The following is a 15,871-nucleotide window of genomic DNA, read 5'->3' as shown; positions in this document are numbered from 1 at the left end:
CCACGCAGGGCCTCAGAGTCGGTCACGACACGACACGAACAGTGGGGACTTCTAACTGGCCACCAACGGAGACCACCACCTGGCCACCAGTGGGGACTTTTTCATGGCCACGGACAACGAAGCTCCATCGGGCGTGACTTGAGTGTGGATCAGTCAGTCACCACCATCCTTCACGCGTCGGAACGGTTCGGCCTAGAGGACGATGTGCGATTCAGCAAGACTGCTTACGCGGAGCTCCAGCGGTACGAGGCAGCAATCCAACTGAAAGAGCGACAACTCCAAAGGGCGGAGGAGCACGAGCGCAATCTACGAGATTTCGCTTTGAAGCGCACGCGCTTAACCGCGATCTGGGCGGCAACGTTGGGACTTGGAGTTGGTGTTTTGGCCGGGCTGCTGTCAGGCTTCGCGGCGCGTGAAGCCTCGGTCCCGGTAACAAGCTCAAGTCAAACCACGACGGGGCAGTCGGCCTTGGCCTCACCCCTGCCCTCGAGCGTCTCGCCTGAACCTGTAGTTCCCACTTCAGGCTCGCCGGCTCCTGACGTTACAGACTCCCCCACGGCGCCGACTCTTGGTGCTGACAGGGTTAATGTCGCAACTGGCGTCATCGATGAGTACTTTGCCCGAGCCGGGCGAGGAGACGCACCCGCGATGCGTGACCTCATTTCCGCCAAATTCTTGGAGAAGAGCGGAAAAGCGAAGGACTTTGACAAGTGGTGGGGACAAACCGTCACAAGCGTTGAGGCGGTTGTCAGCCCGGGTCGCGCGCCTATTATCGATCCAGTCACCGCCGAGGATTTGTGGGTCCAAGTGGCTTGGCGGGAAACTACAAAGTCTAGCAAGCGTGCCCTAAACGCTACCCCTTGGCGTCTCCAATGGTTCAAGATGGTCCAGACCTTTGACACGAACCTTCTTGACGAAGTTCAGAGCGGGACGCCCGAGAAATGCCAGCCTGACGAGCTATCAGCTTGCTCGGCTCGGGACGTATTCTCACCATCATGATGCTGACTTTCCTCACACCCAGTCCCGCCCCTACGAAGATCAGCGCATTGGTGTCCGGCTGCGCCATTTGGGGAGTCGCGGCATAGAGAGCGGTCGCCTCCGGCCGCTGAATGTGCCCTTGCTGTTACTTGTAGCAATCGCACACCAGCGCTTACGCGTGACAATCCCCTTAAGAGGCTCTTCACAATCGACGGTGTGGTGAGGGTGTGGGCGTGATCGGCGAGTCGGTCTGCCGGTAGGGGTCGAGGTCTCCCGAGGATGGGGGTTCTCACTCCAACCCATCTGGAAGACCTCGACGTGACTGACGCTACCTTCGCTTGCCCTGACCTGACCACGTTCTGCCGCGTGAACGAACTCGGCCTGGTGGTGGTCGGACAACGACTCGAACCCCGGCGGGCCGTTTTGGCCTGTCGGGTCGTGGAGCCGGATCAGTGGTGTCGACGCTGTGGCTGCGAGGGCGTCGTGCGCGACACCGTGGTGCGCCGGCTCGCCCATGAGCCACTCGGCTGGCGACCCACCGTGTTGGAGGTCACGATCCGCCGTTACCGCTGCACCGGCTGCGGGCATGTGTGGCGCCAGGACACCACCAAGGCGGCCGAGCCGCGGGCGAGACTGTCGCGGCGAGCGCTGCGGTGGGCGCTGGAAGGCCTGGTGATGCAGCACCTGACCGTCGCCCGGATCGCCGAAAGCCTGGACGTCAGCTGGAACACCGCCAACGACGCCGTGCTGGCCGAGGGCAAACGAGTCCTGATCAGCAACCCGCACCGGTTCGACGGGGTCAGCGTGATCGGTGTCGATGAGCATGTCTGGCGGCACACCCGCAAAGGCGACAAGTACGTCACCGTCATCATCGACCTGACACCGGTGCGGGACGGCACAGGTCCGGCGAGGCTGCTCGACATGGTCGAGGGCCGCTCCAAACAGGTGTTCGCCAACTGGCTCGACCAACAATCAAAGGCATGGCGTGACGGGGTGCAGATCGTCGCGATGGATGGCTTCACCGGGTTCAAAACAGCCGCCGCCGAGAAGCTGCCCGACGCGGTGGAAGTGATGGACCCCTTCCACGTCGTTCAGCTCGCCGGGGACGCCCTGGACCGCTGCCGGCAACGCGTCCAACACGAAACCCTCGGCCACCGAGGCCGCTCCGGCGACCCGTTGTATGGCGCCCGCCGCACCCTGCACACCGGAACAGCGCTGCTCACCGAGAAGCAGAAAACCCGACTCGACGCGGTGTTCGCCGACGAGGATCACGCCGCCGTCGAGATCACCTGGAGGGTCTACCAAGACATCGTCACCGCCTACCGAGACCCGACCCCCAAGCCGGCCGCACACTACTGAACAAAGTCATCGAAAGCATCGCCCGCGGCGTTCCCGCCGCCCTGACCGAACTCCGCAAACTCGGCTCCACCCTGAACCGACGCGCCGGCGACATATTGGCCTACTTCGACCATCCACGCACCTCCAACGGCCCCACCGAAGCCATCAACGGAAGACTCGAACACCTCCGCGGCTCCGCCCTCGGCTTCCGAAACCTCACCAACTACATCGCCCGCAGCCTGCTCGAAACCGGCGGATTCAGACCCCAACTACACCCTGGATTGTGAAGAGCCCCTTAAGAACAACTTGCTGTCGGCTTCGCCTGATCGCCCGTACTGAACCAGCGCAGCGATCTGCGGCACAGGAAGGCCTGCGCGCTCGGGTGAACGCCAGCCGAAGGCTACCCTCACGCACAGGTGCGGCAGAACCGGACGTTCTTTGGTGGCGAGCAAGGACCGAAGCACATGCCTTCTGTCACTGCAGGCTTGGCTCGCCTTGGCGTTCGACCACCTCCATGAGAATCAAATGGATGACCCCACGCACTACCGCGAGGTGCGGTGACGACGAGCCCTTCTTTCTTCTACTGGCAGTAATAGCTGACGTCGCCAACCAAGTTCCCGAGGATTCGCAGTGCTCGTGATCCAGTGTTTTCCAGTCATCCAGTCATTCACCCATGCCGGAAGTTTGCGAACTGCATCTCTGGCACGTAGGGCGAGCTGTCGATCCGGCCTGTCAGACAGGTCGACGAAGTAGGCTCGTACCGCTTCGATCGCCGTCACATCGACCACTGTATTCAACGCAAGGCGGAGCCATTCAGCACTCTGTCGTCGCTCGTACTTTGTCAGTCCCTCAGCGAGGATGCAGTAGAGGCCGAACAAGGCGTGGTGTTCTACGTGGGTGAGGTGGTCGAGATTGGTCAATTCCATTGCGGCTACTGGAGTTCTCACCTGAACGAGTTCCTTTGGCACCACGTGTCCGTTGGCCCACTGCGAACACAAATAGTTAGCCAGTTCGTCCCCCCGCTCCTCAGAGAATGGTCGACGTCTACGCTCTAGTGCAAGAAAGTATCCTGCACCCCACTCGTTGGCCTCAAAGCCCCTAAAGAAGACAAAGGGCGCAATGCCCGCCTTTTGCATACTTATCGAACCTCCAAGCGCGCAATGCGCGAGCAGGCTAAAGTCTCGGAATGCACTGCCCCTTTCGCTCAGTGCCTCGACGCGCGTCTGACAAGTCGATTCCAAATCGTTCGCTAAGGGGAGTAAGGGGTCTCTATGGCGTCCAGAAAGGCAGTATGCAGCCCAACCTCTGGCGACCTCCGAACAGAGGGGTGAATCATCTGCGCTCAGATAATCTTGTACAAATTGCTCCCGGGGATCCCTGTACATTGCCAAGATCGCCTCGAACGCGTCGAGACTAAGCTCTGCACCACCGGACAGGTAATTCTCGACGAGCTTGAAACCCTTCTGTCGTTGAATGGCTGGCAGTTTCGCGTTCATTAGCCTCAGCGCGAGGACGGGGTTTTCGAACGCAAGAACCCTTGAGTACACAGCCGTGGCTCCAGGACTGCGCTTATCATCATAACTTTGAATCAAAAGTACCGGCATCACCGACGTTGGGTCGCGCGCATAGGCAACTCGTATGCTTTCTGCAAGGTCTTCGGCCCGATTGGCACCTCGGGCCAAGTACTCCGCGGCAAAGTACTCGAGAAAAGTGCGATGTGCGAACTCAAAAGTTGGCTCTCCGCGTGAGTTGACTGCGCCGCGCACCAACAGCCATAGTCTGTCCTTGCAAAACTCAAGGAAGTCCGAGGCCCGCACTTGCGACGCACTGTCAGACGCTCCGCCTTGCTGGAGTTCGACGGCAATGAGCTTTCGCAACTGAGATTCATCAGCATTTGTGGCACTTGGCACATTCCAGAAGAAGTGCGCAATGCTGCACATGATCGCTGTACCATAATCGGGCAGGTCTTCAGATTGCGCGATCTGCCGTTGAGCATCCCATTGACGGTAAAGAAGCTCGGCGCATTGGTGGTACACCCCGTGTCTGTTAGTAGGAAGATGGCCCCGAGCTCGGTAAAGTGAGCAGAGAAGAGATAACAAAAGGGGATTGCGTGCAATATCGCGGATGCTTTGGATATCGTTAACAAAGGGCTGGAACAGTTCGCCGCGACCCACACTTCTAAACCATCTTTCGGCATACTCCTCAGACTGGTCTTCACTGTACTCATCGAGATCGGCCAATTCGAACAGCGTTCGCGGAAGGGGTGTGCGTTCATATCCGACTGCTCGCGAAGTGACGATTGTCGAGACCAGAGGGAATCGCACACAGAAGCGTGCAATTCTCGCGGTCATCTCTTCTCGCCGCCCAATATCTGTGATCTCGTCAAGCCCGTCAAAAACCACGACCAGGTGACCGAGAAGCAACGCGGCAGTGAGGGCGCGAGGGTCTGCTCCTATACCAATTGCGACGAGGCGTCTCTCCAAGGCCGACTCGATCGAGGCGTTCCAGTCTTCGGAGACATACTCACGACACTTGCACACAAGTACTGGGAGGCATCCGAACCGATCAGAGAGGCCCGCTACATGATTCACAAGAGAGGTCTTGCCGGCCCCTGGATTTCCCAGGAGGACAAGTCGTCTGACCTCCTCGGGGGCCACCAGTGATCCCGACGCGTGAACCTTCCCATCGATAGTCACGGTCCTCTCAACGTACAGAGCATTGCGATCAGCTATATGCTCTGCCGCGTCAAGGTGAGCCAGGCTCAATTGATAAGACTTCGAGGCAAGATCACCGATGTTTCTCGAGAGGTCGATGCACTTTGTTAAGGTATCTAGGTCAGATGCCAGCGCAAGCAGATTTGAGATGTACGCTGATCGACCCTCGCGATCATCAAGCGGGCCCCAAATGAGTGTGTGTTCAGCTAACTCGGCACCATGCTCGTCGGACAAGTGGCGTGGAACTAGAGCGCGCACGCGTGAGACCATCGCGTCGAATATAGTGTCCGACTTCTTGTGCCATTTCGAACCAGTCCTGACGCACCAGGATACGGCAGCCGCTTTGAAGGTAGCGCGGACAGTTGACCGAGCCTCGGGATCATCGTCATTTATCGCAACGCCTATCCACGTTAGTTGAAGCAGCGGCACAATTTCCGCAGATTTCAAGAACGCGTTTATATCAGCAATCTCGCTCATTGAGTACAAGTCGGCCGCATCTGTCATGTAGAGCCACTTGATGTCGCCGTTGAAGTAATTGCTGACTGTGCGGGCAACGGACGCACCGGCGCGTCCGACTGAGACCAACTGGTTAACCGTAGCAAGCGTTGCCGCGGCGGCTGAGGCCTCCACTACCACACTATCTCCTTCCAGAGAGCGGTATCGAGGACGTCGGGAACTAAGTGGATCGCATGGATCACGACCGCTCAGGCCCGCGGGACGGCGCACGAAAGGTCGCAAGCTCTTCGGCGTTCGCCATTTGCAAGAGTACCGAAGAAGCTTGCGAGTACGGGCCGAACTATTCGGTCTGGACCAGACTGGCACAAGAGTCATCAGCGAGGCCTGTAGATCACGCGGTGAGCGTCCATGCGGCACTCACGGTGGTCGGTCGAATTCATGCCTGGCCTCTCGGCACCAGATGGATCTGCAAGCTCGATCATCGGCATGAGCGCGTGTCCACCCGCGATGCGGCGCTCAGTCCTCGGGGTCGTAGCCCAGGTTGGGCGAGAGCCACTTCTCGGCCTGCGCCAGCGTCCAACCCTTGCGTTGCGCGTAGCTCTCGACTTGGTCGCGTCCCAGTCGACCAACCACGAAGTACCTGCTGTCTGGGTGCGAGAAGTACCAGCCCGACACCGCAGCGCCCGGCCACATGGCCATCGACTCGGTGAGTTGAATGCCGGTACGAGCCTCCACGTCCAAGAGCTTCCACAGGGTCTGTTTCTCGGTGTGGTCGGGGCAGGCCGGGTAGCCCGGCGCCGGCCGAATGCCGCGGTACCGCTCGGCGATCAGATCGTCGTTGCCCAACGATTCTTGCGCCGCGTACCCCCACAACTCGCGCCGAACGAGTTCGTGCAGGCGCTCGGCGAACGCCTCGGCCAACCGGTCGGCGATGGCTTCGACCAGAATTGCGCTGTAGTCGTCCAACTCGGCCTTGAACGCCGCCACCCGCTCGGCCGAGCCGAGCCCGGCGGTGACTGCGAACCCGCCGATCCAGTCGTTCAAGCCGGACGACGCGGGCGCCACGTAGTCGGCCAGCGACCGGTTGGGCACGCCGTCGCGGTGATGACCCTGCTGCCGCAGGTGATGCAGCCGTAGGGCCACCTCACTACGGCTTTCGTCGGTGTACACGTCGACGTCGTCGTCGACCGAGGCGGCCGGAAAGAAGCCGACCACGCCGTTGGCCCGCAGCCAGCCCTGGTCGATCACCGCATCGAGCATCACCTGTGCGTCGGCGAACAGCTTGCGAGCCGCCTCGCCCGAGGCTGGGTTGTTGAGAATGTCGGGGTAGCGGCCCTTCAGCTCCCAGGCGTTGAAAAACGGTTGCCAGTCGATGTAGTGCCGCAGCTCGTCCAGCGGGTAGTTCGTCAGGGTGCGGACGGGCTCGTCGGCCAGCATCGCCGGTTTCGGCGGCACGTAGCCCGTCCGGTCGATCGGGGTGCGTTCGGCCAGTGCTTCGGCGTAGCTGAGTAGCGGACGGTCGTTGCGTTTGGCGGCGTGCCGCTCGCGAATCGACTCATAATCGCGAAACACCTCCGCCATGAAGTCGGGCCGCTTCTCGTCCGACAGCAGGGCGGCGGCGGTGGGCACCGACCGGGAGGCGTCCTTCACCCACACCACCGGCCCTTCGTAGCGCGGCGCGATCTTCACCGCGGTGTGCGCGCGCGACGTGGTGGCCCCGCCGATCAACAGCGGCACCGTCGAGCCCAGCCGTTGCAGTTCGGCGGCGAAGTTCGACATCTCGTCCAACGACGGCGTGATCAGCCCCGACAGGCCGATCATGTCGGCGTTGTGCTCTTGCGCGGCGGCCAGGATCTTCTGCGCCGGCACCATCACGCCCAGGTCGATCACGTCGTAGTTGTTGCACTGCAGCACGACTCCGACGATGTTCTTGCCGATGTCGTGCACGTCGCCCTTCACGGTGGCCATCACGATGGTGCCGTTGCTGTAGGCGGCGTCGCCGGGCTGCTTCTCGGCCTCGATGAACGGCACCAGGTGCGCCACGGCCCTCTTCATCACCCGGGCCGACTTCACCACCTGCGGCAAGAACATGCGCCCGGCGCCGAACAGGTCGCCGACCACGCCCATGCCGTCCATCAGTGGGCCCTCGATCACGTCGAGCGGACGGCCGCCGGTCGCGGCGAGTTCGAGCCGCAGCTCTTCGGTGTCGGCCACCACGAACTCGTCCAACCCCTTGACCAGGGCATGCGTGATGCGTTCACGGACGGGCAGCGAGCGCCACTCGGCCTGCACCTGCTCGACCGGGGCGCCGGTGGTGTTGAAGTCGGCGGCGATCTCGAGCAGCCGCTCCGTGGCGTCGGGGCGGCGGTTGAGCACCACGTCTTCGATGCGTTCGCGCAGCACCGGGTCGATCTCGTCGTAGACCACCAGCGCGCCGGCGTTGACGATGCCCATGCTCATGCCGGCCGCGACCGCGTGGTACAGGAACACCGCGTGAATCGCCTCACGCACCGGATTGTTGCCACGGAACGAGAACGACACGTTCGACACCCCGCCCGAGATCTGCGCGCCGGGCAGGTTCTGCCTGATCCACCTGGTGGCCTCGATGAAGTCGACGCCGTAGTTGGCGTGCTCGTCGATGCCGGTGCCGATGGCGAAGATGTTGGGGTCGAAGATGATGTCTTCGGGCGGGAAGCCGACCTCGTCGACCAGGATTCGGTACGCCTGCGCGGTGACGTCTTTACGCCGCTGCAGGGTGTCGGCCTGGCCCTCGGTGTCGAACGCCATCACCACGATCGCGGCGCCGTACTTGCGGCACAGCTTGGCCTGTTCGATGAACGGCTCGACGCCCTCTTTCATCGAGATCGAGTTGACGATCGGCTTGCCCTGCAGGCAGCGCAGGCCGGCCTCGATCACCTCCCACTTCGACGAATCGACCATCACCGGCACCCGCGAGATGTCGGGTTCTGAGGTGATCAGCTTGCAGAACCGGTCCATGGCGGCGACGCCGTCGATCATGCCTTCGTCCATGTTGACGTCGATCACCTGGGCGCCGTTCTCGACCTGCTGCCGCGCCACCTCGAGGGCGGTGGGGTAGTCGCCCTCGGTGATCAGCCGCCGGAACCGCGCCGAGCCGGTGATGTTGGTGCGCTCACCCACGTTGACGAACAGCGAATCGGGGGTGATGGTCAGCGGCTCCAGCCCGGCGAGCCGCATCGCGGGTGCCGCCGCGGCCGGCTGTCTGGGAGCGGCGTCTCGGGCCGCGGCGACGATCGCCTGGATGTGCTCGGGTGTGGTGCCGCAGCAACCGCCGAGCACGTTCACCAGGCCGTCGGCGGCGAACCCGCTGACGATCGCGGCCATCTCCTCCGGCGTCTGGTCGTATTCACCGAAGGCGTTGGGCAGCCCGGCGTTGGGGTAGCACGACACGTAGCAGTCGGCTACCCGCGACAGTTCGGCGATGTAGGGACGCATTTCGGCCGCCCCGAGCGCGCAGTTCAGCCCCACCGCCAGCGGCTTCACGTGCCTGATCGAGTTGTAGAACGCCTCGGTGACCTGGCCCGACAGGGTGCGTCCGGACGCGTCGGTGATGGTGCCCGAGACGATCACCGGCCAGCGCCGTCCGCGTTGTTCGAACAGGGTCTCGAGGGCGAAGATCGCCGCCTTGGCGTTGAGCGTGTCGAAGATCGTCTCGATCATCAGCACGTCGGCGCCGCCGTCGACCAGTCCGTCCGCCTGTTCGAGGTAGGCCTCGACCAGGTCGGCGTACTGCACGTTGCGTGCCCCCGGGTCGTTCACGTCGGGTGAGATGGACGCCGTGCGCGTGGTCGGCCCCAACGCCCCCACCACGTACCGGGGCCGGGACGGGTCGCCCGCCTCCGCCTCGTCGCAGGCCGCGCGGGCCAGCCGGGCCGAGGCGAGGTTGAGCTCGTACGCCAGCGACTGCATGCCGTAGTCGGCCAGCGAGATGCGCTGGGCGCTGAAGGTGTTGGTCTCGATCAGGTCGGCGCCCGCGGCGAGGTAGTCGCGGTGAATGGTCGCGATCGCGTCGGGCTGGGTGAGGGTCAGCAGGTCGTTGTTGCCCTTGACGTCCTGCCCCCAGTCGGCGAACCGGTCGCCGCGGTAGTCGGCCTCGTCGAAGCCGAAGCGCTGAATGACGGTGCCCATGGCCCCGTCCAGAAAGTGAAGGCGGGTGGCGAGCGCGGCGCGCAGCACCTCGGTGACGTCCGGACGCAGTTCGGCCGGGTCGGCGGTCGGCCGCTGCGTGAGAAGGTCGGAGCTCACCGGCACGCTCCCTTCGTTCGGCTCGGCTGCCAGGCAGATCAGCTAGCCAACTGTACGCGAGCCGCCCGCGGTGGCCCGAACCTCGCTCGGTGGACGAAACCTCTACCCTTGGGTCCGTGCCCCCCATTGTTCGACGTCTGTGTGCGCTAGCGACCGCCGGTGTGACGGCGCTGGCGCTCACGGGGTGCCTGCGCACGCCGGCGCCGCTGCCGACCTCGACGCTGACCACGCCCACGGCGAACCGGGTGTTCACCGTGATGACCGCGCAGCCGGCCACCACCACCGACCCGGCCGGGGTGAAGAACGACTCGGATTCGATGGTGGTGCTCGACCTGTTTCAGCGCCTGATGCTGGTGCAGCCGAGCACGCAGTTGCTCAAACCCGACCTGGCCAAGGAGTGTCTCTACACCGCACCGACGGTGTTCGAGTGCTCGCTGCCCAAGGGCCTGCTGTTCACCAGCGGTCACCCGCTGACGTCGTCCGATGTGAAGTTCAGCCTGCAGCGGGCGCTGCGGCTGGCTCCCCGGCAGTTGTCGCTGCTGGGGGCGCTGCGCAGCATCGAGACCCCTGACGAGTACACGGTGCGGTTTCGGTTGAAGTACCCCGACAACCAGTTCGGGTACGGGTTGGCGGTGCCGGCGGCGTCCGTGGTCGATGAGGACGCCTACGACTCAGACAAGCTCAGGCCTGTCGACCAGGCGCCCCTGGGCAGCGGCCCGTACATGCTGGACGGCTGGAACAACCGCGGCCTGACCATCACCAAGTACCCCGACTATGTGGGGCCGTTGGGCACCGACATGCCGAAGATTCGCATTCAGTGGGCCGACTCGCCCACCGCCGAAGAGGCCCTGACCGATCAGCAGGCCGACATCGTGTGGCGCACCCTCAGCCCGGCGGCCATCGACCGGCTGCACGCCCACATACGTGACTTCCAAGAGAAGGGCGTCGACCCAGGCTTCTACCGCTGGCAGTTGCCCGGAGCGGTGCTGCAACGGCTGGTGTGGCTGCCCACGAGCAAGCTGCGCGCCGATGCTGCACTGCGCCAGGCGGTGGCCGTGGCGCTGCAGGCCGACCGAACAGCGACGTCGTTGCTGCCCACGGCGATCGACGGTCACACCGACTCGTTCTCGGTGGGCGGCGACCCCAAGCTACCGAGGATGGATCCTGCGATCACCGTCACGCTGCGGTTCACCAACTCATCGCCCGGCATGGAAGACCTGGCCAGGCATGTGGCCGACCGACTGCAGACCGGGCTGGGCATCACCGTCCGGCTGGTCACCGAGCGCGAGACCGCCGACCTCGAGCTGCGCGACAGCGCACCGCAGGTGAACACCGCGCTGGGTTGGCTGCAGGACTATCTGCAGAACCCGCTGCCCGGCAGCGCCGACAAGCTCGAAGCGCTCGAAGAGCGCATTCGCTCGTCGAGCAAGGACGACGTGCAACTGCCGGCCCTGTCAGAGATTCAAAAGCAGGCCGCGGTCGACGCCACCGTGGTGCCGATCGCCGAGGTCGACGGCGTGCTGTTTCTGCGCAGCAAGGTCGAGTTGGTCGGTGAGGCGCTCGGCCCCGGCTGGCAGTTGGCGTTGTGGGGGGCTCGATGGAAGAACTGAACGTGAATCTTGCAGGTGTGCGCACGGGGCCGTTGACGGCTGGGGAGCGGGTCACCCTGACCGACCCGAAAGGCCGGCGGCACTCGGTGCTGCTGCGCGCCGGAGCGACCTTTCACACCAGCCGGGGCGGCATCGGCCACGACGAGCTGATCGGCGGACCCGACGGCAACGTGGTCACCTCGACCGGCGGCGTGGCGTACGTGGCGTTTCGTCCACTGCTGGAGGAGTTCACGGTCACCATGCCGCGTGAGGCGGCGGTGATCTACCCCAAGGACGCAGCGCAGATTCTGGTGCAGACCGACATCTTTCCGGGCTCCCGGGTGCTCGAGGCCGGCGTCGGCTCGGGGGCGCTGAGCCTGCACCTGCTGCGGGCGATCGGGCCCTCAGGGGTGTTGTACTCCTACGAACGGCGGCCCGACTTCGCGGCGGTGGCCAAGCAGAACGTCGAGCGCTTCATCGGCGGCGAGCACCCGGCCTGGCAGCTACGCATCGGCGACCTTGCGGCCGACATCGGGCCCGAGCCGGTCGACCGGGTGATTCTCGACATGTTGGCGCCCTGGGAATGCATCGATGCGGTGGCTGGAGTGCTGCAGGGCGGCGGCATGTTGTGCTGCTACGTGGCGACCACCACCCAGATGGGTCGCACCATGGACACGATTCGCGCCCACGGTGGCTTCACCGAGCCGGCCGCGAGCGAGCTGACCGCGCGGGGCTGGCACGCCGAAGGACTGGCGATCAGGCCGGGGCACAGCACCACCGGGCACACCGGCTTTCTGATCTTCACTCGACGGCTGGCGCCGGGGGTCACCGCTCCGCTTCGCCGCCGCCGTCCGGCACCTGGGGCGTACGGACCGGACTATACCGGGCCTCGTCCGCCCGGCGTGGAGGTGCCGGTCGAGGTGTCGGCGGACGAGTCGCCGCAGGAGCAGTCGTGACGGTGCCCCAAGATCCGGTCGAGGCGGCGCAGGCGCGGGCCGACGCACGTGAGCGGGCGGCCGAGATCGCCGAGCGTCGGCTGGCCGACGCCCGGGCCGACGCCCGTTCGCTGGCCCAGCAGAACGAGAAGCTGAACGTCACGCTGCGTGAGGCGCGCGAGTCGCTGCTGGCGATGCGTGCCCAGTTGGAGGCGCTCTCGAACCCGCCGCAGGCGCACGGCGTGGTGCTCGGGGTGCCCGAACCGGGCCTGGCTGATGTGTTCGTCGGCGGTCGGGTGCTGCGGGTGGCGGTGAGCCCCGACCTGACCGAGCCGCAACTGCGTGCAGGGTCGTCAGTGCTGCTCAACGAGGCGATGATGCTGGTGGCCACCGGCCCTGAGGCGGCGCAGTTCGACGTGGTGGTGGTCCGTGACGTGCTGGCCGACGGACGCCTTCTGGTCGGCGGGGGCGGCGACGACGAACACCTGCTGACGGCGGCGGCCGCCCTGGGTGACGTGCAGCCGGGGCAGAGCGTGGCCGCCGATCGGCGGGCCGGGCTGGCGTTGTGGGTCGTGGAACGCTCCGACGTCAACGAACTGCTGCTCGACGAGGTGCCCGACGTCGATTACGCCGACATCGGTGGGCTGGGCGCCCAGATCGAGCAGATCAGGGACGCCGTCGAGTTGCCGTTTCTGCACCGCGACCTGTACGCCCGCTATCAGTTGCCGGCGCCGAAGGGAGTGCTGCTGTACGGGCCGCCCGGCTGCGGCAAGACGATGATCGCCAAGGCGGTGGCCAACTCGCTGGCCGAGCAGGTAGGCGGGGGAGTGGGCAGCCACTTCCTGAACATCAAAGGCCCCGAGTTGTTGAACAAGTACGTCGGCGAAACCGAGCGGCAGATTCGGGTGATCTTCGCCACGGCCCGCGAACACGCGGCCGACGGCCGTCCGGTGATCGTGTTCTTCGACGAGATGGACTCGCTGTTTCGCACCCGGGGCAGCGGGGTCAGCTCCGACATGGAGTCGACGGTGGTGCCGCAGTTGCTCAGCGAGATCGACGGCGTCGAGGGCTTGACCAACGTGATCATCATCGGCGCCACGAACCGCGAAGACCTGATCGACCCGGCGATTCTGCGGCCCGGACGGTTGGACTCGAAGATCAAGCTCGACCGCCCGGACGCCGCCGCGGCCCGCGAGATTCTGGCCAAGTACCTCACCGACGAGACCCCGCTGAACCCCGGCGACTCTTCCCGTGATCCCGGCGACCCTTCCCGTCATCCCGGCGAACGCCGGGATCTCCCAACGCAACCCGCCGCAGACTTCCGCCAGGCGCTCATCCATGCGACGGTCGAACGCCTGTACTCGACCTCAGACGAGAACCGCTTCCTAGAGGTCACCTACGCCTCGGGCGACCGTGAGGTGCTCTTCGTCAAGGACTTCACCTCGGGCGCGATGCTGGCCAACATCGTCGGTCGGGCCAAGAAGGCCGCGATCAAGGACGTGTTGGCCGGCGGCGACGACGGCGTGCGGCTCGACCATCTATTGACCGCGTGCGCCGACGAGATCGCTGAGAACGAAGACCTGCCCAACACCACCAACCCCGACGACTGGGCCCGCATCTCGGGCCGCAAGGGCGAACGGATCACGTTCATGCGCACGCTGCGCGGCGGCCGCCAAGTCAACCAGTAGTCAACCCTTCGCTGGTCGAGTTGCCCGCTGGTCGAGCTTGCCGAGACCCCTGGTCGCGCAGAGCTGGCGGGAGTTAGGAACCGTCCCCAACTCGCGCCGAGCGGCGGGCGGCGATGACCCGCCAGCCGATCATCAGGGCACCCAGAAAGATGCCGGCCACGACCACGAAGCTGGCCTGGACGCCTTCGCCCCAGTTGGCGCGAATCCACATGCCGAAGCCGAGGGTGCCGGCCCAGACGAAGAGCCCGTTCAGCCAGGTGTCGGTGGGGCGCTGCATGCCGATCAGGGCCACGGTCACGCCGGCCAGGGCGATCACGAACGGCCACGCCGTGGTCAGAACGCCCAGGGGGTCGGCCGCCTCACCGTGCGAGAGCCGTCCGATCGTTGCGAACAGCAGCACCACGATCAGATCGAGGCCGAGGGTCGTCCACCACTTCATGACATCAGCCTAGGGGGAGCGCGACCCTACGATGTGGGGCATGCCGCTGCTGGGAACCGAGACCGAGTACGGCATTCTGGCGCCCGGACGGCCCGAGCTGCACCCGAGCGTGGTCTCGGCCGCGGTGGTCGATAGCTACCCGGGCCCGGGCACGCGGGCACGGCTGGACGACGACCACTCGATTCCGCTCGAAGACAGCCACAACCGATTTCTGGGCAACGGCGCGCGGCTCTACGTGGACCACGCGCACCCCGAATACTCGACGCCGGAGGTCACCTCGCCACGGGGTGCGCTGCTGGCCGACCTGGCCGGTGACGCGATCGTGGCCGAAGGAGCCCGCGCGGCGACCGAGGCACTCGGCACACCGGTGCTGCTGTTCAAGAACAACACCGACGGCAAAGGAGCGTCGTACGGCTATCACGAGAACCACCTGATCAGTCGGGCGGTCGCCTGGGAGGCGATCGTCGAGGGCTTCTTGCCGTTCGTGGTGACCCGGCTGGTGTTCACCGGTGCCGGACGGGTCGGGCTGGGCCAGGCCAGCACGCAGCCCGGCTTTCAGCTGTCGCAGCGGGCGGACTTCTTCGAGGCGATCACGGGGCTCGAGACCACGATTCGGCGTCCGCTGATCAACACCCGCGACGAGCCGCACGCCGACCGCTCGCGCTGGCGCCGGCTACACGTGATCGCCGGTGACGCCAACCGTTCACACACCTCGACGTGGCTGAAGCTGGGCACGGCATCGGCGGTGCTGGCGGCAATCGAAGCCGGTGCCCTGAAACCGGTTCGACTCGCCGATCCGCTTGGCGCCGTGCAGGCGGTCAGCCGCGACCTCGGCTGCACCGCGAGACTCGAACTGACCGATGGACGTCGGCTGACCGCCGTCCAGGTGCAGCGCGACTATCACGCTCAGGTTCAGGCTGCGGGTGTGGGTGACGCCGAGGTGCTCGGCGCGTGGTCGGCAACCCTCGACCGCCTTGAGAGTGGGCCGCTGGCCTGCGGCGAACTCGACTGGGTGGCGAAGCTCAACCTGTTGCAGAGCTTCAGACGGCGTGACGGGCTCGACTGGGATCACCCGCGCCTTGCGCAGCTCGACCTGACCTGGGCCGAGTTGAGCGACCGCAGCCCGTACGCGGCGTTGGTGCGGGCGGGCCGGATGCCCGAGTTGGTGTCGTCGAGCGAGGTCGAGCGGGCGATGGTCGAGCCGTCTTCGGACACCCGGGCGTACGTCCGAGGCCGGCTGGCGGGCGAGCGCGCGGCATCGGTGGGTGCGGTCGACTGGACGTGGGTGCTGCTCGGCTCCGGACGGCGGCGGGTGCGACTCGACGACCCGTTCGGTGGTACTGCTGTGGACGTCGGGGAGGCCGGCGGTCTGGATGGGTACGTGAACGCGAGGCTCTGACGCCGCACCTGCTCGACGGGTAGGGCCAGTTGGTCTCGCCGGGATCTCCCG

General features: G+C 65.0%; 6 protein-coding genes and 2 pseudogenes. 5 read left to right on the top strand and 3 right to left on the bottom strand.

The genetic code is table 11. The features are described 5' to 3' along the window. Positions 1 to 1,296 precede the first annotated feature (1,296 nt). Positions 1,297 to 2,603 (top strand): annotated as a pseudogene (locus tag MPLG2_RS06500) (ISL3 family transposase). Between the two features lie 255 nt (positions 2,604 to 2,858). On the opposite strand, the gene MPLG2_RS06495 reads toward MPLG2_RS06500, so the two are convergent. Beyond that, complete coding sequence (locus MPLG2_RS06495) at positions 2,859 to 5,660, bottom strand: NACHT domain-containing protein (protein WP_158680925.1); 2,802 nt, start codon at positions 5,658 to 5,660, stop codon at positions 2,859 to 2,861. A 342-nt stretch (positions 5,661 to 6,002) separates the two neighbouring features. Then, a complete protein-coding gene (gene metH, locus MPLG2_RS06490) occupies positions 6,003 to 9,770 on the bottom strand; it encodes a methionine synthase (RefSeq protein WP_158680924.1) in 3,768 nt (1,255 codons plus the stop codon). 116 nt (positions 9,771 to 9,886) lie between these two features. Here metH and MPLG2_RS06485 point away from each other — a divergent pair, with 116 nt between their 5' ends. The 3 genes and pseudogenes from MPLG2_RS06485 to arc all read left to right on the top strand — a co-directional run bounded on the left by MPLG2_RS06485 (position 9,887) and on the right by arc (position 13,982). Beyond that, positions 9,887 to 11,380, top strand: coding sequence for an ABC transporter substrate-binding protein (locus MPLG2_RS06485; protein ID WP_158680923.1), 1,494 nt, complete (start codon positions 9,887 to 9,889; stop codon positions 11,378 to 11,380). Between the two features lie 26 nt (positions 11,381 to 11,406). Continuing rightward, positions 11,407 to 12,315 (top strand): annotated as a pseudogene (locus MPLG2_RS06480) (tRNA (adenine-N1)-methyltransferase); the annotation flags it as partial. Further along, positions 12,312 to 13,982: a proteasome ATPase gene (gene arc, locus MPLG2_RS06475; protein WP_105185424.1), complete on the top strand. Its 1,671-nt coding sequence runs from the start codon at positions 12,312 to 12,314 to the stop codon at positions 13,980 to 13,982. The pseudogene MPLG2_RS06480 and the gene arc, both read left to right, overlap by 4 nt. A gap of 73 nt (positions 13,983 to 14,055) precedes the next feature. Here the strand turns inward: arc and MPLG2_RS06470 are convergent, their stop codons facing one another. Beyond that, the gene (locus MPLG2_RS06470) at positions 14,056 to 14,421 is read right to left on the bottom strand and encodes a DUF3054 domain-containing protein (RefSeq protein WP_105185423.1); all 366 of its coding nucleotides are present in this window, start codon (positions 14,419 to 14,421) and stop codon (positions 14,056 to 14,058) included. Positions 14,422 to 14,461: 40 nt separating this feature from the next. Here MPLG2_RS06470 and MPLG2_RS06465 point away from each other — a divergent pair, with 40 nt between their 5' ends. Then, entirely contained in the window at positions 14,462 to 15,820 is a 1,359-nt protein-coding gene (locus MPLG2_RS06465) for a proteasome accessory factor PafA2 family protein (RefSeq protein ID WP_197710110.1), read from the top strand. Positions 15,821 to 15,871: the final 51 nt, after the last annotated feature.

The sequence above is a fragment of the Micropruina glycogenica genome (genome assembly GCF_900289045.1).
GTDB classification, from domain to species: domain Bacteria; phylum Actinomycetota; class Actinomycetes; order Propionibacteriales; family Propionibacteriaceae; genus Micropruina; species Micropruina glycogenica.
Note: the sequence above shows the minus strand (reverse complement) of the source record. Positions and strands in the feature narration are given on the sequence as shown.

Bases quoted from the DNA above. Each gene is read 5' to 3' on its own strand.
- MPLG2_RS06465 (WP_197710110.1), top strand. From the start codon at position 14,462: ATGCCGCTGCTGGGAACCGAGACCGAGTACGGCATTCTGGCGCCCGGA.
- MPLG2_RS06470 (WP_105185423.1), bottom strand. From the start codon at position 14,421: ATGAAGTGGTGGACGACCCTCGGCCTCGATCTGATCGTGGTGCTGCTG.